The organism is Mycolicibacterium tusciae, assembly GCF_002086795.1.
GTDB lineage: Bacteria > Actinomycetota > Actinomycetes > Mycobacteriales > Mycobacteriaceae > Mycobacterium > Mycobacterium tusciae.
In genome coordinates, this window is record NZ_MVIM01000018.1 from 38,229 (window position 1) to 55,397 (window position 17,169).

The window sequence follows — 17,169 nt, forward strand, 5'->3', positions numbered from 1 at the left end:
CCGAACCGACCCTCAGCAACGCGACGCGCACCGGCGGCACCCAGCGCAACGTCAGGGATTTGTCACAACCACGATCCGCGTCAACTGAGTTTGCGGGCCGCGCCGACGTCGTACTCGGCCACCGACGCAGCGAGGATGGCCGCCCCCTGTTCGCCGCCGACACCGCTGCCACGGAACTCCTCGACCGCAGCGTGCGACTCCCAGCGTTCGAGGATGTTGATCCGCCCAGCGTCGACAAGGTCGGCCGACAACGCGAAGTCCAGACAGCCCGCGGTCGCGCGGGCCTGACGGACAACGTCCACGCACCCCGCCAGATAGTCGTCGCGCCGCGCGGGGTCGACGATGAGATGACCGGCGACGATGACCTCCTGCAAGACCACAATGACCTCCTATGTGCACCGCGGTGACTGCAATGGAGACTGCGACGCCCGGCGGAACTCATCGACTTCCCGGAACCGGCGTGCGGTAGTAAGCATGAAGGCATGAACCTGCGAGACGTTTCAGAACTGCGCGACGCCGCCCATCCCGATGCCTCACGCGTGTACGGACAGCCGCACCAAACCGCGGACGGCACGACGGTCATACCGGTGAGCAGGGCGCGCGGCGGCGCCCTCGGGGTGTTTGTCGTCAAAGACGGCCAGGCCGCATGGGTTCCCGCCGCCGACGCCACCCGCATCGCGTTGCTGGGCATCTTTGTCGGACTCGTCTCGGCCGCATGCGCCGGCATAGCTATGGTTCGTCGGCCGCCGTGGCCCGACCTGCACGGCGATATCTCGTCGCGGTTGTAGTCCCCGCGCGCACGGCCACGAGCACGACTGCGAGCGCGGCCACCAGCGCCACCCACGGCCACGCTCCGTGTTGATGTGTCCAGCCGGCTATCGCACCCTGTATCCGGCCGGCGGCGGCGATCACTGGATCAGTCGGGTCACCGTCAGCGGTGAACAGACGCACCTCGTAAACGCCGTAATAGCTCACGTAGAGACCGACCACGACAAGCAGCGCGCCACTGATTCGGTTGAGGTAAGGAGTGATTCGGCGCATCCGGTCGGCGACGGCTGAACTCGCCACGGCGGCGGCAACGGCCAACGCGCCCACCACCAACGTGAATCCGGCGGCGTAGGCGACATAGACGAGTGCCCCGCCGACTTGGGAATCACCCTTGAACGCCATCCCGGTGACCGCGAGGAAAGGGCCGATCGTGCAGGACAACGACGCGACGGCGTAGCTGAGGCCGTAGCCGAACATCGAGCCCAGGCGCGCAGTCGGCGCCGAACGCGTGTGCACCGCCGGAATCAGCGCCGAGAAGTCGCGGCCGAGCAACAACCAGACGCCCAGGGCGACGAGGACCACGCCGATGACCACCGTGACGTACGGCAGGTAACGCTGCACCGTCGATGCCGCGGCAATCGTCAGCAGTCCGAACGTGCCGAACACCGCGACGAAGCCGAGCGCCATGGCCGCGGTCGCCGCGACGGCACGGCCTAGCGCAGTGAGCGCGCCGCCTCGTTCGCCGTTGGCGTCGCCCCGCACCACCAGTGCCAAATAGGCGGGCAGCATCGCAAAGCCGCACGGATTGAGCGCGGCGACCAACCCGGCGGCGAACGCCAGACCGATCAGATCCTGGTCCACGCGCGACGACCGGCTAGGCGAGCGCCGCTACCCGATCGGACAGTTCCTTCAGGGGCATCGCCGAGGTCGGATTGTTCACGAACGACGACGAGCCGTCCGCGCGGTAGAAGACGTAGGCGGGCTGCCAGGGCACGTCGTAGCGCGCCCAGATGGAGCCGTCGGCGTCGTTGAGATTCGTGAAGCCGAGGTTGTATTTCGACACGAACCCCTGCATGTCCGAAACGGCCGAGCGGGCCGCGACCCCGACGAAGGTCACGTCGGGGTTGGCTGCAGCGACCTGGCTGACGTTCGGCGCCTCGGCGTTGCAGAACGGGCACCACGGCGTCCAGAACCACAACACCGCGGGCTTGCCGACCAGGCTCGCACCCGAGAACGGCGCGCCGGACAGGGTCGTACCGGTGAACTGGAGGCGGTCGTCGGCGAGGGCGGCGGGTGGGCTGACGAGGCCGAGCGCCAGCAGGGCGGCCAGCCCTGCGATCATCACCGATCGACCAATCCGCAAGAACCGAAGCCTCATCTCGATCTCCTTCCGGTCATGGCGCCGCAGACGTATGGCCTGAACACGCCCTTCAACACACGCTACGACGGCCGATATGGTTCACCGCCAAATCGCCTAGTCAGTTCTGCCGCGGTAATAGTTCAGTCACAAACCGGTCGATGAACTCCGATGGGTTGGAACGGCCGGCAGGCCGGATGACGAACTTGCTCAATCCCGCTTCGAGGTAGGCGTCGAGTTGACGGTGCAGGCCCGACCAGCTGTCGGCGATGAATTCCGACGGATCCACGTCCGGTCTGCGGCGACGGATTGCGGCGGCAAACTCGTCCGGCAGGGCGCCGTCGGACACCGCGAGGTTGATGCCGTAGTGGTCGGCGTCGATTTCGCGCCCCGCCTGCTCGGCTGCCTGTTGGATCTGTTCGCGTCCGGCACGGGCCTCGGCCGGCGTCAGAAAGCTGCCGAGCCATCCGTCAGCCAACTGTCCGATGCGCCGAAAGCTCGCGGGCGCCGAGCCGCCGAGCCAGATGTCCAGCGCCTTGACCGGTCGAGGGGCGACAGCGACCGAACTCACGGAGTAGTAGCCGCCGGTGAACGACACATCGTCTTGTTCCAGAACGGATCTCAGCAGTCGCAACGACTCGTCGAACACCGCGGCCCGCGCGCCGTCGGGGACGATGAAGATCTGACGTTCCCCAGGGATGGCGGGCCGCAGGCCGAATACCGGGAGCACCCGCCCGGGCGCCAGTGCCGCCAATGACGCCAGCTGTTTTGCCACCAGCACCGGATGCCGACCCGGCAGCACCGCAACCGAGGTGCCGACCTTCAGGTTGACGGTCCGTGACAGTGCGTGCGCCATGCCGATGAACGGGTCAACGGCCTTGCTGTAGACGAGTTCGGAGAACCACAGCGAATCCACCCCCGCCGACTCGAGGTGGTCGACGATTTCGGGCAGTTCGTCCGGGCCGGTTTCCGCGCCCAATCCGACACCGAAACGAATCTTCACACCGCACCTCCTGACTCTGCGCAAATGCTACGGAACGCTCGGTCGGGCCCCTTGCTACCGTGCAAAGTGCGTGAGGGCAAAGGCAGTATTCCGACGGCAGGAGTAGCGATGGACGGATCGGTGACGGTGTCGATGGCGGCTCCCGCGGACAAGATCTGGAATCTGATCGCCGACGTACGCAACACCGGCCGCTTCTCACCGGAGGTGATGGAAGCGGAGTGGGTCGGCACAGCGACGGGTCCTGCGCTGGGTGCCCGTTTCCGCGGGCACGTCAAGCGCAACGAGATCGGACCCGTCTACTGGACGACGTGCGAGGTAACCGCCTGCGAGCCGGGACGCGAGTTCGGCTTCGCTGTCTTGCTCAACGGCAAGGCGGTGAACAACTGGCACTATCGTCTCACTCCGACCGACGGCGGTACCGACGTCACCGAATCCTTCCGGCTCGACGACTCGCTCACCATGAAGCTCTTCTCGATCTTCGGCGGGCAACTGCGCCGCCGCCGCAACATCCGTGACATGCGCAAGACGTTGGAGCGGATCAAGGCTGTCGTCGAGGCACCGGACGCTGCCTGACCGCGGCCCGCTACAGACCGCGCAGACGGCGCACGCGATCGCTGATCGCCCGCCGCGACACAGCCGCCTCGTGGGCCAGGGCCTCGAACGCATGGGGGCAGCCCGGGTACACGTGTAACTCCGTCGGGACGCCCGCGTCACCCAGCCGCCGGGCATATTCGATGTCCTCGTTGCGAAACACGTCCAGATCACCGACGTCGATGTAGGCGTCGGGCAAACCGGTGAGGTCCTCGGCGCGCGCCGGTGCCGCGTACGCCGAGACGTGGTCTCCGCCGGCGTGCTCGCCAAGCAGCGCACCCCATCCGGTGAGGTTGTCGTCGTAGGTCCACGTCAGGAACGGCAGCAGCTCCGGATTGGGCGTCATGGGCCGGTCGTCGAGCATCGGATAGATCAGGATTTGTTGTGCGACAGCGGGACCGCCGCGGTCCCGCGCCAGCAGGCACACCCCGGCCGCCAGCCCCCCACCGGCGCTGTCGCCCATCACCGCCAGGCGTGCGGGGTCGACGCCGAGGTCGGCCGAATGTTCGGCCAGCCAGAGCAGCGCGCGGTAGCAGTCCTCGACCGGCGTCGGGTCTGGATGATCGGGTGCGACGCGGTAGTCGACAATCAGCATCGGCACACCCGACGCGGCCACATACTCCCGCACCGCGAGGTCGTACAAGGCACCGACGTGCTCGAGGCCGAAGATCATCCCCCCACCGTGCAGATAGAGCGCGGCGCTACCGGGGCCGTCGACTCCGGACGGGTGATACCAGGTGAGGTCCAGCGCCGTGCCGTCCGGCGCGGTCATGGAGTGCTGTGCGGTGTCGACACCGGCGGTGGGGGCTCGCCGGGAGGCGACGAGATCGAACATCCGGTGACCGCTGACGCGGCGCGCTTCGACGTCGCCGACGGCTGCGGGCTCTGACTCGCCGACTTCTGCGAACAACGGCGCCATCTCCGCGAGTACCTGCGCGTCGATACCGAGTGTCATGGCAGCGACAGTAACGCGGATGAAGGTGACGACGACGGGAATGGCTGTTTCGCACTGTGCGGCAGGCGCTTTCGTCGGGATGTCGTTTCCCGGGCTCATCGCTGGCGACCGGCGCCCTCGCAGGGATCACAGCGCTGACGAAGTCGGTGTTGCTGTGGTAGGGCGGAAAAGCCTCCCGGGGTCCAGCTGCCTTTGGTAGAACAGGTTCTAGTCCCTGCGCTACGCGCGTGGGCCCATCATTTCGCGAGCCAAGGGAGTCACCGCGATGAGCAAATGGTCACGTGAAGAACTCGAAGAAGCCTGGCGCCGCTACCAGGAATCCGTCGTCGACGTCGGAAAGACTTGGGACTGGTCCAGTTACGCCGACCATTTCACCGAGGATGCCCGCTACGTCGAGCATGCGCTGGGCAACATGGAGGGCCGCGAGAACATCCGCGAGTGGATCGTCTCGACGATGAACACCTTCCCCGGCAGCGAGATGCCGACATATCCGGTCGAGTGGTATTCGATCGACGTCGACAAGGGCTGGGTCATCTTCAAGAACATCAACACCATGCGGGATCCGGGCGACGGCAGCGTCCACGGCGCAGGCGTCATCACCGTGCTGGAGTACGCCGGTGATGACAAGTGGAGCTACGAAGAAGACGCCTACAACCCGATGAACTTCATGTTGATGATCCAGCAGTACATCCAGCGCAGCCACGAACTCGGCACGATTTCCGACGACGCCAAGGCATTCGCCAAGAACATGAACTGGGAACTGACCTGACGTTTAGGAGAGACACATGAGTCGGTGGTCACGCGAGGAGATCGAGGAAACCTTCCAGCGTCACCAGGACCTGGTCGTCGAGATCGGCAAGTCGTGGGAGTGGGCGCGCTACGGCGAACTGTTCACCGAGGATGCGACCTACGTCGAACATCTCTACGGCAAGATGGCGGGACGCGACAAGATCAGCGAGTGGATCGCGTCGACGATGGACACCTTCCCCGGTAGCGAGATGCCCTTCTACCCGGTCACGTGGTACTCGATCGACGTGGAGAAGGGTTGGGTCTTCAGCGAAATCATGAACCGGATGAAGGATCCCGGGGACGGCACCATCTACGAGGCTCCGTGCATCACGATCTTGCGGTACGGCGGCAACGGAATGTGGCACAACGAAGAGGACGCCTACAACCCGACGAACTTTCTCCCGATGGTCCAGGGCTACATCCAGCGCAGCCACGAACTCGGCACGATTTCCGACGACGCCAAGGCATTCGCCAAGAACATGAATTGGCAACTGGCCTAACGGATCACGAAGTCCTTCGGATTCGGCTCCCGCGTCCAGGTCCAGTAGTCGACGAGGCGCCACGGGCTCAGTGTGTGGATTTCGCCGAAGCTGTTCTTGAAGAACGAATGCTTGATGGTCGGCTGTGACCACACCATCTTGGCCATCTCGGCCTGGCTACGCTCATGCCAGTCCGTCGTCTTCTCGACCGTCGGCTCGATCGTGGCGTGTCCGCCTTCGATGAGCAACTCCAGACACTCGCTGATATAACGCATTTGGCACTCGGAGTGGAAGATCAGGCTGCCGCCGCTTGCCAGCCAGGTGCCGGGACCGTTCATGCAGAAGAAGTTCGGATAGTCCGGAATCGTGATCCCCAGATATGCCGCCGGCCGCTCCCCCCAACGCTCGCTGAGGATCTCGCCGTCCCGACCGCGAATCGTCATGGGCCACAACATCTTGGTGTGCTCGAAGCCGGTGGCGTACACGATGACATCGGCCGGATATCGGGTGCCGTCCTCGGTGACGACCGCGTCGGCTTCGATGTGGTCGATACCCGTGCGCACCAACTCGACGTTGTCTCGGGTCAGCGTTTTCAACCAGCTGCCGTTGTCCTGCAGGGTGCGCTTGCCGGTCGCCGGATAATCGGGCACGACCTTGGCCGCCAGATCGGCGTCGTCGCCGACCTGACTGGTGATCCACTCGGTGAACATGATCCGCGTGATCTCGTTGATCTCACTGACGGCTTTGTCCTGGTCGGGGTAGTCCGGGTCGACGCGCGCCGCGTCCAGTCCCTTGTCGCACCCCGGCCAGAAGATCAGGAAGCGGTACCACCGGCCGTAGAACGGCAGGTGGCGAAGTGCCCACTGAACACCGGGCCCCACCTTCTCGTGGTAGTTCGGATTCGGGAACATCCATTGCGCGGTGCGCTGAAACACGTTGAGACGGTGGACGTTCGGAGCGATGGTCGGGGCGATCTGGAATCCACTGGCGCCCGCGCCGATCATCGCGACGTTCTTGCCGCGCAGATCGACCGAGTGGTCCCATTCGCTGGAGTGGAACGCCGGTCCGGCGAAATCCTGCTGGCCGTCGATGTGCGGCGTGTGCGGCCGATCGAGCTGTCCGACCGCGCTGATCACCGCGCGGGCGGTGAGCTCCTTCGTCTCACCGTGGCGGTCGCGCGCGCGGACCGTCCACGTCGCGTCGGCGTCGTTCCACGAAGCCTCCGTCACCTCGGTTTCCCAGAGGACATGCGGCTCGATGTCGTACTTCTCCATCACACCCTGGAAGTACGACTGCAGCTCCGGCTGCTCGGCGAAGAAGTGTGTCCAGTGATCGGTCGGCTCGAAGCTGTAGCAATAGAAATGATTTCCGACGTCGACCCGCGCACCGGGGTAGGTGTTCGCGTACCACGTCCCGCCGACGCCCGCGTTCTTCTCGACGATCGTGAACGGAATCCCGGCTTCCTTGAGCCGGATCCCCGCCAGCAGTCCGGATTCACCGCAGCCGATCACCACGACGGGGAAATCTTCGCGGGCGGATTCGGTCACCTCGCCCGTCGCCCTGGCGTCGCGGCCGTCGAGCTCCATTTCCTCGAGCACCATCGGTACGTACTCGGCGGGCACCGGCTCGCACACCAGCCACTGCATCATCTCGTGCAGCAACTCGGCGCTGACGGGTTCGGGTTCCGGGCAGCCCCGGTCGCGGTAGTCCGCGATGACCTCGAGGGCGATCTTGCGGACCGCGGCCTTGTCCTCTTCGGACATGTAGCCCTGGACTTCGTTGAGGAACAGGCCTGCCGGCTTCAAATCACCGCGGATCAGCGACGGGTCGCCGGACATGTGCACCAGCGACAGCGTCAGGGTCGGGATGCTGACGTCCAGCAACGCTTCGGCTATTTCGTCGTCCGTCGCCGTAAAGGGTTGTCCGGCATGTGGGTTACGCACCCACGAGTGCTATCACGCCAAAACGGCAATTGGAACATGTTTCAGAAATACGTGACGACGGCTCGACCTGAACCTACTCTCGACGAGTGGGCATTGCGACGCGCGTGAACGGTACCGCTCCCCCGGACGTGCCGATGTCGGACATCGACCTCGGCGATTGGAAGTTCTGGGTCCTCGACGACGATATGCGCGACGGGGCGTTCGCCACGCTGCGACGCGAGGCGCCGGTCTCCTTTCACATGCCCCTGGAAACCCCAGGCGTGGTAGCCGGGCCCGGGCATTGGGCGGTGACCCGGTTCGACGATGTCCACTTCGCCAGCCGTCACCCGCAGATTTTCAGTTCCAGTCCCGGTATCACCATCAACGACGCCAACCCCGAGGTGTCGGAGTTCTTCGGCTCGATGATCGCGATGGACGACCCGAAGCACCTGCGGCTGCGCAACATCGTCAGCAGGGCGTTCACCCCTCGCGTCGTCGCTCGCACCGAAACCTCGGTCCGGGAGCGGGCACGCCGCCTGGTCGAGAAGATGATCGCCGAGCACCCCGACGGCTCGGGCGAGGTCGTGACGGAGCTGGCGGGGCCGCTGCCGCTGCAGGTCATCTGCGACATGATGGGCCTCCCCGAGGACGACCACGATCAGATCTTCCACTGGACGAACGTGATTCTCGGATTCGGCGACAAGGACATCGCCACGGACTACGAGGAGTTCGTCAAGGTCGCGATGGACATCGGCGCATATGCGACCGCGCACGCCGAGGATCGCAGAGCGAATCCGCACGAGGACCTGACGACCGCACTGGTGCATGCCGAGGTCGACGGTGAGCGGTTGACGTCGGCCGAAATCGCGTCGTTCTTCATTCTGCTGGTGGTCGCGGGCAATGAGACCACCCGCAACGCGATCAGCCACGGCGTACTCGCGCTGACCCGGTATCCCGAGGAACGCGCGCGGTGGTGGGCGGACTACGAGGCGCTGGCGCCGACGGCCGTCGAGGAGATCGTGCGGTGGGCGTCGCCGGTCATCTACATGCGGCGCACGTTGACCGAGGACTGCGAGCTGAGCGGCACCAAGATGTCGGCGGGCGACAAGGTGTCCCTCTGGTACTGCTCGGCCAACCGCGACGAGGACAAGTTCGCCGATCCGTGGACGTTCGACCTGGGCCGCAACCCCAACCCGCACGCCGGCTTCGGCGGGGGCGGTGCGCACTTCTGCCTGGGCGCCAACCTCGCGCGCCGCGAGATCAGCGTCGTCTTCGAGGAGCTGCACCGCCAGATTCCCGACATCGCCGCGACAGAGGAACCTCGGCGACTGTTGTCGCCGTTCATCCACGGAATCAAGCGGCTGCCGGTGTCCTGGACACCACCGAGATGAGCTCCTGACGACTGGGCCCTTCGGGTGGAGTCGGCCGCCATCCGCGCGAGTAGATCTCGCGAGCACGTGGCTCGACCAGCAGGAGGCTGTCGGGCAAGCCATCCATGGTGATGTACGGCGCGACGGCCTCGGTGAGGCGCGGGTCGGCCTCGGCTGCCGCAACGATCAGATCTGACGGCAACCGGCGTCCGAGGTCGATGTCACCACCCGACCACCGACGGACCCGGTCACTGTCGACGACCTGGTGGTCGGCGAACCACGGCTTGATGTTGGCGGTGCACCAGGCATCAAATTCCGTTGTCACGCTGACGATGTCGTCGTTGTTGCCAGTCAGCATCCTCACCAGCTGACTGGCCTGCATGAAGGCCAACGCGATGCCGCGGCCAGCCAACGGCGTCGTGGTGCACACGGAATCTCCGACAGAGATCAGTCCGGGAAGGGCTGGACGACCGGAGTCGTCGAGCTGACCGCGGTAGTGGTTGTACAACCGCCCGCCGGCCAGAACTCCCATGATCGGCAGCGAGCGGTCGGCGTCGATCCAGTCGGCCAGCACCGGGATCGCGCCCACCGCGGCCTCGAACACCCCGTCATGCCGGAGACGGTGCAGACGACGATCCGCGCCGTCGTGGATGAGCGTGACCGTGAACGTGTCGTTGTCGTGCAAGAACGTCACCGCCGCGTACTCGGGAAAGTTCAGAGACAAACCGATCACTGAATTCGTCGGGCCAGGACGCGCACCCGGTCGCAACCGATACTGCCGACTGACGTAGGCGGCCCCGCAGTCTGAACCCTCACCGCGGCTGCGCGCCGCGCCGGCGATGCGGCCCGCACGACCCGAGGCGTCGATGATCAGATCGACGTCCAGCACGTCGGCTCCGATCCTGACTCCGGCGGCGCGTCCTCGCTGAACCACCACCTCGGTCACATGTCCCTCAACAACGCGTATCCGGGGGTCGCTGGTGGCACGGCGCCATAGTTCGCGCTCGAACACCATTCGGCGGCAGTGCAGCGCGGCAGCTCGACTGTTGGGACCCGATGTCATCACTACCGAGGCTCCTGCCGAGAGCAGACCGGCCAGCACGTCGGGCATTTCGGCGTCCAATGCGTCGACCACCTGCCCGCGAAAGCTGTGGGCATGCTGAAACTGCATCACTCCCCTACGGCGCCACTCGGCGTGGGCCGGCGGCCCGGGTTCGCGATCAACCACGACGACCTCGCGTCCCCGGCGAGCCAGCGCGATCGCGGTGAACAGCCCGGTGGGGCCTGCGCCGACGATGACGGCTTTCATGAATACTCCAATTGAGGTAACATACGATGTAATGAATACGCACAGGGTTACCTAGAATGTCGTCGGGTGTCAAGCGCGACTATCGATCGGACTTGCGCGCGGCGCAGGCGCTCGAAACGCGCCGGGTCATCGTCACCACGGCTTCTGAGCTCTTCGCGGCGCGGGGTTACGGGGCGACGACCGTCGACGCCGTCGCGGAAGCCGCGGGGGTCAGCCGCAAGACGGTGTTCACTGCAGTCGGCGGCAAGCTCGATCTCCTCAAGACCGCGCTGGACTGGGCGGTGACCGGCGACGACCGGCAGCTGGCGCTGGCGGATCGCAACGACCTTCGCGAACTGCTCGAGCAGTCAGATCCGGAGAAGCTGATCACCGGATGGGTCCATGTTCTGGTGGATATCGACATCCGCGTGGGCCCCCTGATGCGCGCGCTCGAGATCGCCGCGAACGGGGACACCGAAGCGCAGGACTTGCTGGACGAGTCGCAGCGGCGGCGTCTAGCAGGTGCACGCACGATCGTGCGACGGCTGGCCGCCCTCGGCGCGCTCAAACCCGATCTCAACCATAACCAGGGTGTCGACATCGCCTGGCTGGCCTCGGACCCGATGCTGCATGACCGGCTGGTGCGCACGCGAGGGTGGTCGCGGGGCCGTTTCGAGCAATGGCTGGCCGAATTTCTTTTGGAGCAGCTGATCGGTGAGTCAGTCGACTAACGGGCTCCGACCAGGTTGGCGAGCGCCGCGATCGGCGTGTCGTCGAGGTGCTGGCAGAGATCGATCGCGTCCTCGAACACCTGGTGGGCCCCGGCCTCCTCGAGTTCGCACTTGGACACTCCGCCGCTGAGCAGAGCAATGGCGAGCACGCCGGCGCGTTTGCAGGCCTCGACGTCCCACACCGCATCACCGACGAACACGGCGTGCGCAGCCTTCACTCCGGCACGCTCGAGGGCGACGTTGATGATGTCGGGCTTCGGCTTGGCGGTGTCCACATCGGCCGACGATGTCATCGCCGACACCAGGTGATCGCACTCCAGCACGTCGCGCAGGATGGCGAGCTCGTCATCGGGCGCCGACGTGGCCAGTACAACCTGCACCCCTAGCTGATGAACGGCTTCGAGAAGCCCCCGCGCACCCGGCAACGGCCGCAGCAGCGAGGCGCTCTCCTTGTAGTACCGGGAATGCAGGTCCTTCGCGCGCTCCTGGACATCGTCGTCGGCGTCGCCGGTGAGCATCGAAACGAGGGTGGTGCCGTCCATGCCGATCGAGCGGTGAATCCGCCACGCGTCCACCGGAATTCCGACGTCGGCGAAGGCGCGGGACCATGCGTCGACGTGGTGGTAGTTCGAGTCGACGAGGGTGCCGTCGATGTCGAACAGCACCGCCGCCGCGGGCTCCCTCTTGCTCGGTGTCACGAACGCAGATTCTCCTGCGTTGCGGGACGCTGCTGCGACGTCGTGGGCATGTCGGCGCGCACTTCGTCTGCCTTGCCGGGGGCGGTTTCGGCAGTGCTGCCCTTCGGATCCAGCTGGTCCACCCGCTCACGGTGCGCATCGAGTTCCTCGCGGGTGGTGTCGACCTCTTCGCGGTGGCTACGCGCGTTGTTCTGCAGGCGAGCGGCCTCGGCCGCCTTCGCCTCCGCCTCTGCCTGCGCGGCCTTCGCTTTCGCCTCGGTCTCGGCGGCCACGGCTTCGCGCTTCTCGAGATGCTCTGTGCGCTGCCCGATTTCGCCCCGTAGCCGTTCGGCTTCGGCACGCCGGCGTGAGTTGCGAACGGTCCACGCGACAAACGCGATGACGACTATCGCCGCGACAGCGACAACGATCCAGATGACGGCGTTGCTATCCATGTCGGCTCCTTCGAATTGCCCCGGGTCACGACGATTGACGAACCCGCTAATTCTGCGGATGCCCGTCCGTCGATACGTCTAAACCGCAGCGGGACGAAGGAACCGGATGCCGGCCGGGTTTACTGGACGATCAAGGTGCCCTTCATGGAAGGGTGGTACACGCAGTAGAACGCGTATTCTCCCGGCTCGGTCGGCGCGGTGAGTGTGCCCTGTTCTCCGGCGTCGACGTGCACGTCGAACTCGCCTTCGGTCTCAGACGTCACGGAGTGCTCGGCCGAGTCGTCGTTCTTGAGCGTGATCGTCGCGCCCGGTGCGACGGTGATCGGATCGCCGAAGCTCATGTTCGCCATCGTGATCGTCGGGCCCGACGCTGCGGCGGTACTGCTGGTGGATTCTGGGCTTGCGGTCGCGGTCGCGGTGCCGCTATCGCCCTCTGAGGTGGTGTAGCTGGATTCGCTGCCGCACGCGGCGATCGCGGCGGCCAGGCAGATGGTCGCGCACACCAGCAAGATTTTCTTCATCGCGTCTCCTGAAGTCGAACACGATTATCGACCGGTTGCGGTCCAGCCAGGGCGCTTTTGGCAACCGCGCCGGATCAGACCGTCGCGGTGAGAGGCCCGACCGGCGTGCACACCGGCTGCGGCGGATTCCCGGTGTTCGCGCATCCCCGGCCTGTCGAGACGTAGGTGGCGCCGGGCTCGTGCGGCGCGTAGAAGACCTGCGCGGGCAGCACTCCGTTGCTCGCCTGGCATTTGGGGGGCCCGGGGCTGCCCTGCATCTGCAGACAGGCCACCGAGAGGTAAACGTTCGATCGCTCGCACGCGCCCGGTGAGATCGTCGCGGTGACCATTCGCGTGCCCGACACGTCCACGACCTGCGGCGGGGACAAATTGTAGGTGCAGGTGGGCGGGGGTTCGGCGACGGCGATGGCGGTGGAGGCAAGCGGCAGCGTCGCTGCGGCGATGAGGTACGTCAGCGACCGGATCATCCCTGGATCGTAGATCACCGCAGGTAGTGCTCATCGACGATGAACAAACAGAGTGTGATGGCCAGAAATCCGGCAGGCAGCCAGATCGCATGCACTCCCCACGCGACGCTGGCGAATGAACCCGCGAGGGCCCCGAGCCCGAAGACGGTGATCAGCGCACCATAGACCCCGAATGCGCGCCGTGACTCCGCGTGTTTCTCGACGAACGCGTCATACCCGGACTCCATGAGTCGCATCAGGTTGCCCGTGGTCGCGACCGGCAGATAGGCCAGGTCACCGATGTTGCGGAACAGGCCGATCTGCATGGCCGCCAGGAAGGAGATCGGCACGGTCACGTAGCTGTGGGGCACCGAGGCGGGGACGAAACCGATGATGCCCAGCGAGGCGGCCTGCACGGCCATGGTCCAGCGCAGAGCATGTGGGACGAGGCGCTCGACGCGGCCGGATTTGATGTGCGATGCCAGCGCCATGCCGACGATGAAAGCGAGCAGCGGCCAGACGTGGGCGAGCGCCGCGGACCACTTGCCTTCCGACGTGTTGATCGCACCGAAGATGACGTTCGCGGTCTGCACGTTGGCGAACACACCACCGCGCGCGATGTAGGTGTACGCGTCGAGGAATCCGTTGGCCACCGTGAGCAGCAACGCGAACCACAGGGTGCGGGTTCGCTCGATTTCTTGTGGGCCGGTCGGCACGCCACCCATGCCGACAACCTAATCGGTCGCCGGGGCGGTCTAACCCGCACCCAGCGCGTTCAGCATTCCGGCGGCAGCTCGCGGCCAGGTGAACTGTTCTGCGCGGCGTCGTGCATCGTTGCGCCGCAACCGCTCTGGACGGCTGATGATTGTCGTCACCGCCTGCGCGATGGCATCCGGGTCGTTGTCTGCTGCGGCACCACTTTCGGCGGTCAGAAGTTCCGCGAGCGCCGACGTCCGCGAAACCACCGCCGGCGTACCGCAGGCCAACGCCTCCAACGCGGCAAGGCCGAACGTTTCGTGCGGACCCGGCGCGATCGCGACGTCGGCGGTCGCCAGGATGGTGGCCACGGTGTCGCGGCACCCGATGTAACCGGTGAAGTCAACGGGCAGGCGGGCGGCCTGGCGTTCGAGCCTGGCGCGCATCGGGCCTTCACCGACGACCACCAGGCGGGCGTCCACACCCGAGTCGCGCAGGGAGGCAACGGTATCGATGCTGCGGTGCGCATGCTTCTCCACCGAAAGACGGCCGCAGTGCACCAGCAACGTCTGCTCGGGGCTGGCCCACTGTCGGCGGACCGAGCTGGATCGTCGGCTCGGATGGAATTGCTCGAGGTCCACGCCAAGTGGCACCGTGACCACGTTCGTGGCGTCGATCCTGTCGAACTCCGCACGCGCGAACGCCGTGGTGCACACGACCGCGTCGTAGCTCTCGGCGGTGCGGCGGTTGGCGGCGTCGGCGATCGAGCGGGCGGCACGCGCCGGAAGTACCTGCCCGACAAGGCGATCGAGCCGCTCATGGGAGATCATCACCGTCGCGACATCGCGCTGCCTGCCCCATTCACCGAGCGAGCGCAGGGTGAGGCGGTCGGACACCTCGAGTGCGTCCGGCGCCAAGTGCGCCAGCAGTTCGGTGACGGGTCCGGGCAGCACGGCACGATATCCACCGGTGAACGGGATGAGCCGAGCCGGCAGCGAGATTCGAACGACTCCCGATGGCAGCTCGTGCCGTTCGAAGGTTCGGCCCGGGACCACCAGGAACACCTCGTGTCCGCGGGCACAGTACTCAGCGCCGAGACGATCCACTGCCGTGCGCAGACCTCCCGAACGCGGGCCGTAGAAATTCGCGACCTGTGCTACCCGCATGAGCTGAATTTGACCGCGACGCATGTGCGGTCAACAACGCGACATCAACCGGTGGGACAACACACCGTGAACACCGCGAGTGACCGTGTCGATAGGGCGACTCAGGCGACGTGCGCGGTGAACCAGTCCTGCACCCGGCGCCAGGCGTCCTCGGCGGCGGTGGCGTTGTACCGGTCGCCGGTGTCGTTGAAGAACGCATGGTTGGCGTCGGGTTCGGTGACCAGTTCGAACACCAGGCCAGCCTTCTCCAGGGCCGCCCGCGCGACCGGCTCGGTAGCGTTGACGCGCTGGTCCTGGGCGGCGTAGATACCCAGCACTGCAACATCTTTGGAGCCGGCAAAATCCGGGTTGTCGGGCGTCGGACCGTAGAACGGCACGGCGGCGGCCAGCCGCGGCTCACCGGAGGCCAGCAATCGCCAGACGAAACCGCCACCCATGCAGAAGCCGACCGCGGCGACCTTCTTGCCCGGCACCCGGCGTTGGAGCTCGTCGATTCCCGACTTCAGATCCGCCAGGGCGGCTTCGGGGGGCAGCTTGCCCAGGGCCGCCGTGGCTTCGGCGGGATCGGCGAACGTACCCGTGCCGCCCTGCGCGGACAGCAGGTCGATCGCGAGCGCGGAGTAGCCGATGCCGGCGAATCGCCCGGCCACCGAGCGGATGTAGTCGTTGAGTCCCTTGTTCTCGTGGATGACGAGGACTCCCCCGCGCGGTTCGGCGGCGGGCGCCCAGGCCGCCTGCAGTTCACCACTGGGTCCGGCCCAGGTGATCGGCGTAGACGGGACGGTGTTCTCCGATCCTGGCGGCGGTGTGCTGACGGTGGCCGGCTCGCTCGACGTCACGGGCGCGTTCGATGTCGGCTGCTTGTTCTCGCCGCACGCCGCAATGAATGCGGTCGCCGCCGCGGTGCCGACGCCGAGCAGTGCCAGCCTGCGTAAGGCTTCGCGCCTGGACAGCAACCCGTCGACGTGATCGGTGGCGATTTCTTCTGCGATATACCGCTGTAACGGGGTCACTTTCGCAAGTATGCACTTATGGACTGGACTCCGGATGCAGATGCGCTGCGCGGCCGGGTAGCCGTGGTGGCCGGAGCCACGCGCGGCGCGGGACGCGGTATCGCGGCGGCGCTCGGTGAAGCCGGGGCGATGGTGATCTGCACCGGCCGCAGCAGCGTGTCCGGCAATGCCCAATCCGATTACGACCGCCCGGAAACCATCGAAGAAACCGCCGAACTCGTCTCCAGCCTGGGCGGCACCGGAATCGCATTGCAGGCCGACCATCTCGACGTCGACGCGGTGACCCGTGTCGCGGAGCGTATGCGAAGCGACTACGGCGCGATCGACATCCTCGTCAACGACATCTGGGGCGCCGAGATCCTCAAAGGCGGCCCACCGCTGTGGAACAGGCCGATCTGGGAGCACGACCTCGCCGACGGTCTGCGGATCCTGCGGCTCGGTATCGACACGCACCTCATCACGTCGCACTGCCTGTTACCGCTGCTGGTGTCCCGTCCCGGCGGGCTGCTCGTCGAAGTGACCGACGGGACAAAGAGTTTCAACGACGACAACTACCGGTTGTCGGTGTTCTACGACCTGGCCAAGGTCGCCGTCAACCGGCTCGCCTACAGCCAGGGCCACGAGCTGGCGGGCTTCGGCGCCACCGCGGTAGCCGTCACGCCCGGCTGGCTGCGGTCGGAGATGATGCTCGACAACTGGGGCGTCACCGAGGAGAACTGGCATATCGCACTGGACCCGCTGCGCTCCGATGGCCCGGTCGCTCCCCCGTCCTTCGCCGCGTCGGAGACACCCAGATACGTCGGACGCGGGGTTGCCGCGATCGCCGCCGACACGCGCCGGTCACGCTTCAACCAGCAGTCCGTCACGTCGGCCGACCTCGCGCGTGAGTACGGTTTCACCGACCTGGACGGCCGCCAGCCCGACGGTTGGGCGCCGGGATAA

Annotated in this window: 21 protein-coding genes; 7 read left to right on the forward strand and 14 right to left on the reverse strand. The window is 66.0% G+C overall.

What is annotated here, in order from left to right; translation table 11 throughout:
- Nucleotides 1-80: 80 nt before the first annotated feature.
- Complete coding sequence (locus BST47_RS25025) at nt 81-380, reverse strand: putative quinol monooxygenase (RefSeq protein ID WP_234809852.1); 300 nt, start codon at nt 378-380, stop codon at nt 81-83.
- 102 nt (nt 381-482) lie between these two features.
- Here BST47_RS25025 and BST47_RS25030 point away from each other — a divergent pair, with 102 nt between their 5' ends.
- A complete protein-coding gene (locus BST47_RS25030; RefSeq protein WP_083128379.1) occupies nt 483-788 on the forward strand; it encodes a hypothetical protein in 306 nt (101 codons plus the stop codon).
- Here BST47_RS25030 and BST47_RS25035 read toward each other — a convergent pair.
- The 3 genes from BST47_RS25035 to BST47_RS25045 all read right to left on the reverse strand — a co-directional run bounded on the left by BST47_RS25035 (nt 730) and on the right by BST47_RS25045 (nt 3,128).
- Entirely contained in the window at nt 730-1,629 is a 900-nt protein-coding gene (locus BST47_RS25035) for a cytochrome c biogenesis CcdA family protein (protein ID WP_083128380.1), read from the reverse strand. The two genes, BST47_RS25030 and BST47_RS25035, sit on opposite strands and share 59 nt — an antisense overlap.
- A 13-nt stretch (nt 1,630-1,642) precedes the next feature.
- The gene (locus BST47_RS25040; protein WP_083128381.1) at nt 1,643-2,146 is read right to left on the reverse strand and encodes a disulfide bond-forming protein DsbE; all 504 of its coding nucleotides are present in this window, start codon (nt 2,144-2,146) and stop codon (nt 1,643-1,645) included.
- 100 nt (nt 2,147-2,246) lie between these two features.
- Nucleotides 2,247-3,128 (reverse strand): TIGR03854 family LLM class F420-dependent oxidoreductase, encoded by an 882-nt coding sequence (locus BST47_RS25045; RefSeq protein WP_083128382.1) that lies wholly within the window; start codon nt 3,126-3,128, stop codon nt 2,247-2,249.
- A 108-nt stretch (nt 3,129-3,236) separates the two neighbouring features.
- Here BST47_RS25045 and BST47_RS25050 point away from each other — a divergent pair, with 108 nt between their 5' ends.
- Complete coding sequence (locus BST47_RS25050; protein ID WP_083128383.1) at nt 3,237-3,701, forward strand: SRPBCC family protein; 465 nt, start codon at nt 3,237-3,239, stop codon at nt 3,699-3,701.
- Between the two features lie 10 nt (nt 3,702-3,711).
- Here the strand turns inward: BST47_RS25050 and BST47_RS25055 are convergent, their stop codons facing one another.
- Nucleotides 3,712-4,674, reverse strand: coding sequence for an alpha/beta hydrolase (locus BST47_RS25055; RefSeq protein WP_083128452.1), 963 nt, complete (start codon nt 4,672-4,674; stop codon nt 3,712-3,714).
- Between the two features lie 265 nt (nt 4,675-4,939).
- Here BST47_RS25055 and BST47_RS25060 point away from each other — a divergent pair, with 265 nt between their 5' ends.
- Nucleotides 4,940-5,443 (forward strand): Cif family virulence factor, encoded by a 504-nt coding sequence (locus BST47_RS25060; RefSeq protein ID WP_083128384.1) that lies wholly within the window; start codon nt 4,940-4,942, stop codon nt 5,441-5,443.
- 16 nt (nt 5,444-5,459) lie between these two features.
- A complete protein-coding gene (locus BST47_RS25065) occupies nt 5,460-5,963 on the forward strand; it encodes a nuclear transport factor 2-like protein (protein ID WP_083128385.1) in 504 nt (167 codons plus the stop codon).
- Here BST47_RS25065 and BST47_RS25070 read toward each other — a convergent pair.
- The gene (locus tag BST47_RS25070; RefSeq protein ID WP_083128386.1) at nt 5,960-7,885 is read right to left on the reverse strand and encodes a flavin-containing monooxygenase; all 1,926 of its coding nucleotides are present in this window, start codon (nt 7,883-7,885) and stop codon (nt 5,960-5,962) included. The genes BST47_RS25065 and BST47_RS25070 overlap by 4 nt on opposite strands.
- Before the next feature lie 134 nt (nt 7,886-8,019).
- Here BST47_RS25070 and BST47_RS25075 point away from each other — a divergent pair, with 134 nt between their 5' ends.
- Complete coding sequence (locus BST47_RS25075) at nt 8,020-9,255, forward strand: cytochrome P450 (RefSeq protein ID WP_107529086.1); 1,236 nt, start codon at nt 8,020-8,022, stop codon at nt 9,253-9,255.
- Here the strand turns inward: BST47_RS25075 and BST47_RS25080 are convergent.
- Entirely contained in the window at nt 9,218-10,543 is a 1,326-nt protein-coding gene (locus BST47_RS25080; protein WP_083128388.1) for an FAD-dependent oxidoreductase, read from the reverse strand. The genes BST47_RS25075 and BST47_RS25080 overlap by 38 nt on opposite strands.
- Nucleotides 10,544-10,599: 56 nt before the next feature.
- Here BST47_RS25080 and BST47_RS25085 point away from each other — a divergent pair, with 56 nt between their 5' ends.
- Nucleotides 10,600-11,253, forward strand: coding sequence for a TetR/AcrR family transcriptional regulator (locus BST47_RS25085; protein ID WP_083128389.1), 654 nt, complete (start codon nt 10,600-10,602; stop codon nt 11,251-11,253).
- Here BST47_RS25085 and BST47_RS25090 read toward each other — a convergent pair.
- The 7 genes from BST47_RS25090 to BST47_RS25120 all read right to left on the reverse strand — a co-directional run bounded on the left by BST47_RS25090 (nt 11,250) and on the right by BST47_RS25120 (nt 16,227).
- A complete protein-coding gene (locus BST47_RS25090) occupies nt 11,250-11,951 on the reverse strand; it encodes an HAD family hydrolase (protein ID WP_083128390.1) in 702 nt (233 codons plus the stop codon). The genes BST47_RS25085 and BST47_RS25090 overlap by 4 nt on opposite strands.
- Nucleotides 11,948-12,385: a hypothetical protein gene (locus BST47_RS25095; RefSeq protein ID WP_083128391.1), complete on the reverse strand. Its 438-nt coding sequence runs from the start codon at nt 12,383-12,385 to the stop codon at nt 11,948-11,950. Before BST47_RS25095 ends, BST47_RS25090 begins: the two co-directional genes overlap by 4 nt.
- Before the next feature lie 119 nt (nt 12,386-12,504).
- Complete coding sequence (locus tag BST47_RS25100; RefSeq protein ID WP_083128392.1) at nt 12,505-12,906, reverse strand: cupredoxin domain-containing protein; 402 nt, start codon at nt 12,904-12,906, stop codon at nt 12,505-12,507.
- 74 nt (nt 12,907-12,980) lie between these two features.
- A complete protein-coding gene (locus BST47_RS25105; protein ID WP_083128453.1) occupies nt 12,981-13,373 on the reverse strand; it encodes a hypothetical protein in 393 nt (130 codons plus the stop codon).
- A gap of 14 nt (nt 13,374-13,387) precedes the next feature.
- Nucleotides 13,388-14,077 carry a YoaK family protein gene (locus tag BST47_RS25110; RefSeq protein WP_083128393.1) on the reverse strand — a complete coding sequence of 230 codons (690 nt, stop codon included), beginning with the start codon at nt 14,075-14,077 and terminating at the stop codon, nt 13,388-13,390.
- A 30-nt stretch (nt 14,078-14,107) separates the two neighbouring features.
- Nucleotides 14,108-15,214, reverse strand: a complete 1,107-nt coding sequence (locus BST47_RS25115) for a glycosyltransferase (RefSeq protein WP_083128394.1) — start codon at nt 15,212-15,214, stop codon at nt 14,108-14,110.
- Nucleotides 15,215-15,315: 101 nt separating this feature from the next.
- Nucleotides 15,316-16,227 carry a dienelactone hydrolase family protein gene (locus tag BST47_RS25120; protein WP_083128395.1) on the reverse strand — a complete coding sequence of 304 codons (912 nt, stop codon included), beginning with the start codon at nt 16,225-16,227 and terminating at the stop codon, nt 15,316-15,318.
- A gap of 18 nt (nt 16,228-16,245) precedes the next feature.
- Here BST47_RS25120 and BST47_RS25125 point away from each other — a divergent pair, with 18 nt between their 5' ends.
- Nucleotides 16,246-17,169 (forward strand): SDR family oxidoreductase, encoded by a 924-nt coding sequence (locus tag BST47_RS25125; protein ID WP_083128396.1) that lies wholly within the window; start codon nt 16,246-16,248, stop codon nt 17,167-17,169.

Excerpts from the sequence above, each read along its gene's own strand:
- BST47_RS25030 (WP_083128379.1), top strand. The coding sequence starts at position 483 with ATGAACCTGCGAGACGTTTCAGAACTGCGCGACGCCGCCCATCCCGAT.
- BST47_RS25040 (WP_083128381.1), bottom strand. The coding sequence starts at position 2,146 with ATGAGGCTTCGGTTCTTGCGGATTGGTCGATCGGTGATGATCGCAGGG.
- BST47_RS25050 (WP_083128383.1), top strand. The coding sequence starts at position 3,237 with ATGGACGGATCGGTGACGGTGTCGATGGCGGCTCCCGCGGACAAGATC.
- BST47_RS25055 (WP_083128452.1), bottom strand. The coding sequence starts at position 4,674 with ATGACACTCGGTATCGACGCGCAGGTACTCGCGGAGATGGCGCCGTTG.
- BST47_RS25060 (WP_083128384.1), top strand. The coding sequence starts at position 4,940 with ATGAGCAAATGGTCACGTGAAGAACTCGAAGAAGCCTGGCGCCGCTAC.
- BST47_RS25065 (WP_083128385.1), top strand. The coding sequence starts at position 5,460 with ATGAGTCGGTGGTCACGCGAGGAGATCGAGGAAACCTTCCAGCGTCAC.
- BST47_RS25075 (WP_107529086.1), top strand. The coding sequence starts at position 8,020 with ATGTCGGACATCGACCTCGGCGATTGGAAGTTCTGGGTCCTCGACGAC.
- BST47_RS25080 (WP_083128388.1), bottom strand. The coding sequence starts at position 10,543 with ATGAAAGCCGTCATCGTCGGCGCAGGCCCCACCGGGCTGTTCACCGCG.
- BST47_RS25085 (WP_083128389.1), top strand. The coding sequence starts at position 10,600 with ATGTCGTCGGGTGTCAAGCGCGACTATCGATCGGACTTGCGCGCGGCG.
- BST47_RS25095 (WP_083128391.1), bottom strand. The coding sequence starts at position 12,385 with ATGGATAGCAACGCCGTCATCTGGATCGTTGTCGCTGTCGCGGCGATA.
- BST47_RS25100 (WP_083128392.1), bottom strand. The coding sequence starts at position 12,906 with ATGAAGAAAATCTTGCTGGTGTGCGCGACCATCTGCCTGGCCGCCGCG.
- BST47_RS25105 (WP_083128453.1), bottom strand. The coding sequence starts at position 13,373 with ATGATCCGGTCGCTGACGTACCTCATCGCCGCAGCGACGCTGCCGCTT.
- BST47_RS25110 (WP_083128393.1), bottom strand. The coding sequence starts at position 14,077 with ATGGGTGGCGTGCCGACCGGCCCACAAGAAATCGAGCGAACCCGCACC.
- BST47_RS25115 (WP_083128394.1), bottom strand. The coding sequence starts at position 15,214 with ATGCGGGTAGCACAGGTCGCGAATTTCTACGGCCCGCGTTCGGGAGGT.
- BST47_RS25125 (WP_083128396.1), top strand. The coding sequence starts at position 16,246 with ATGGACTGGACTCCGGATGCAGATGCGCTGCGCGGCCGGGTAGCCGTG.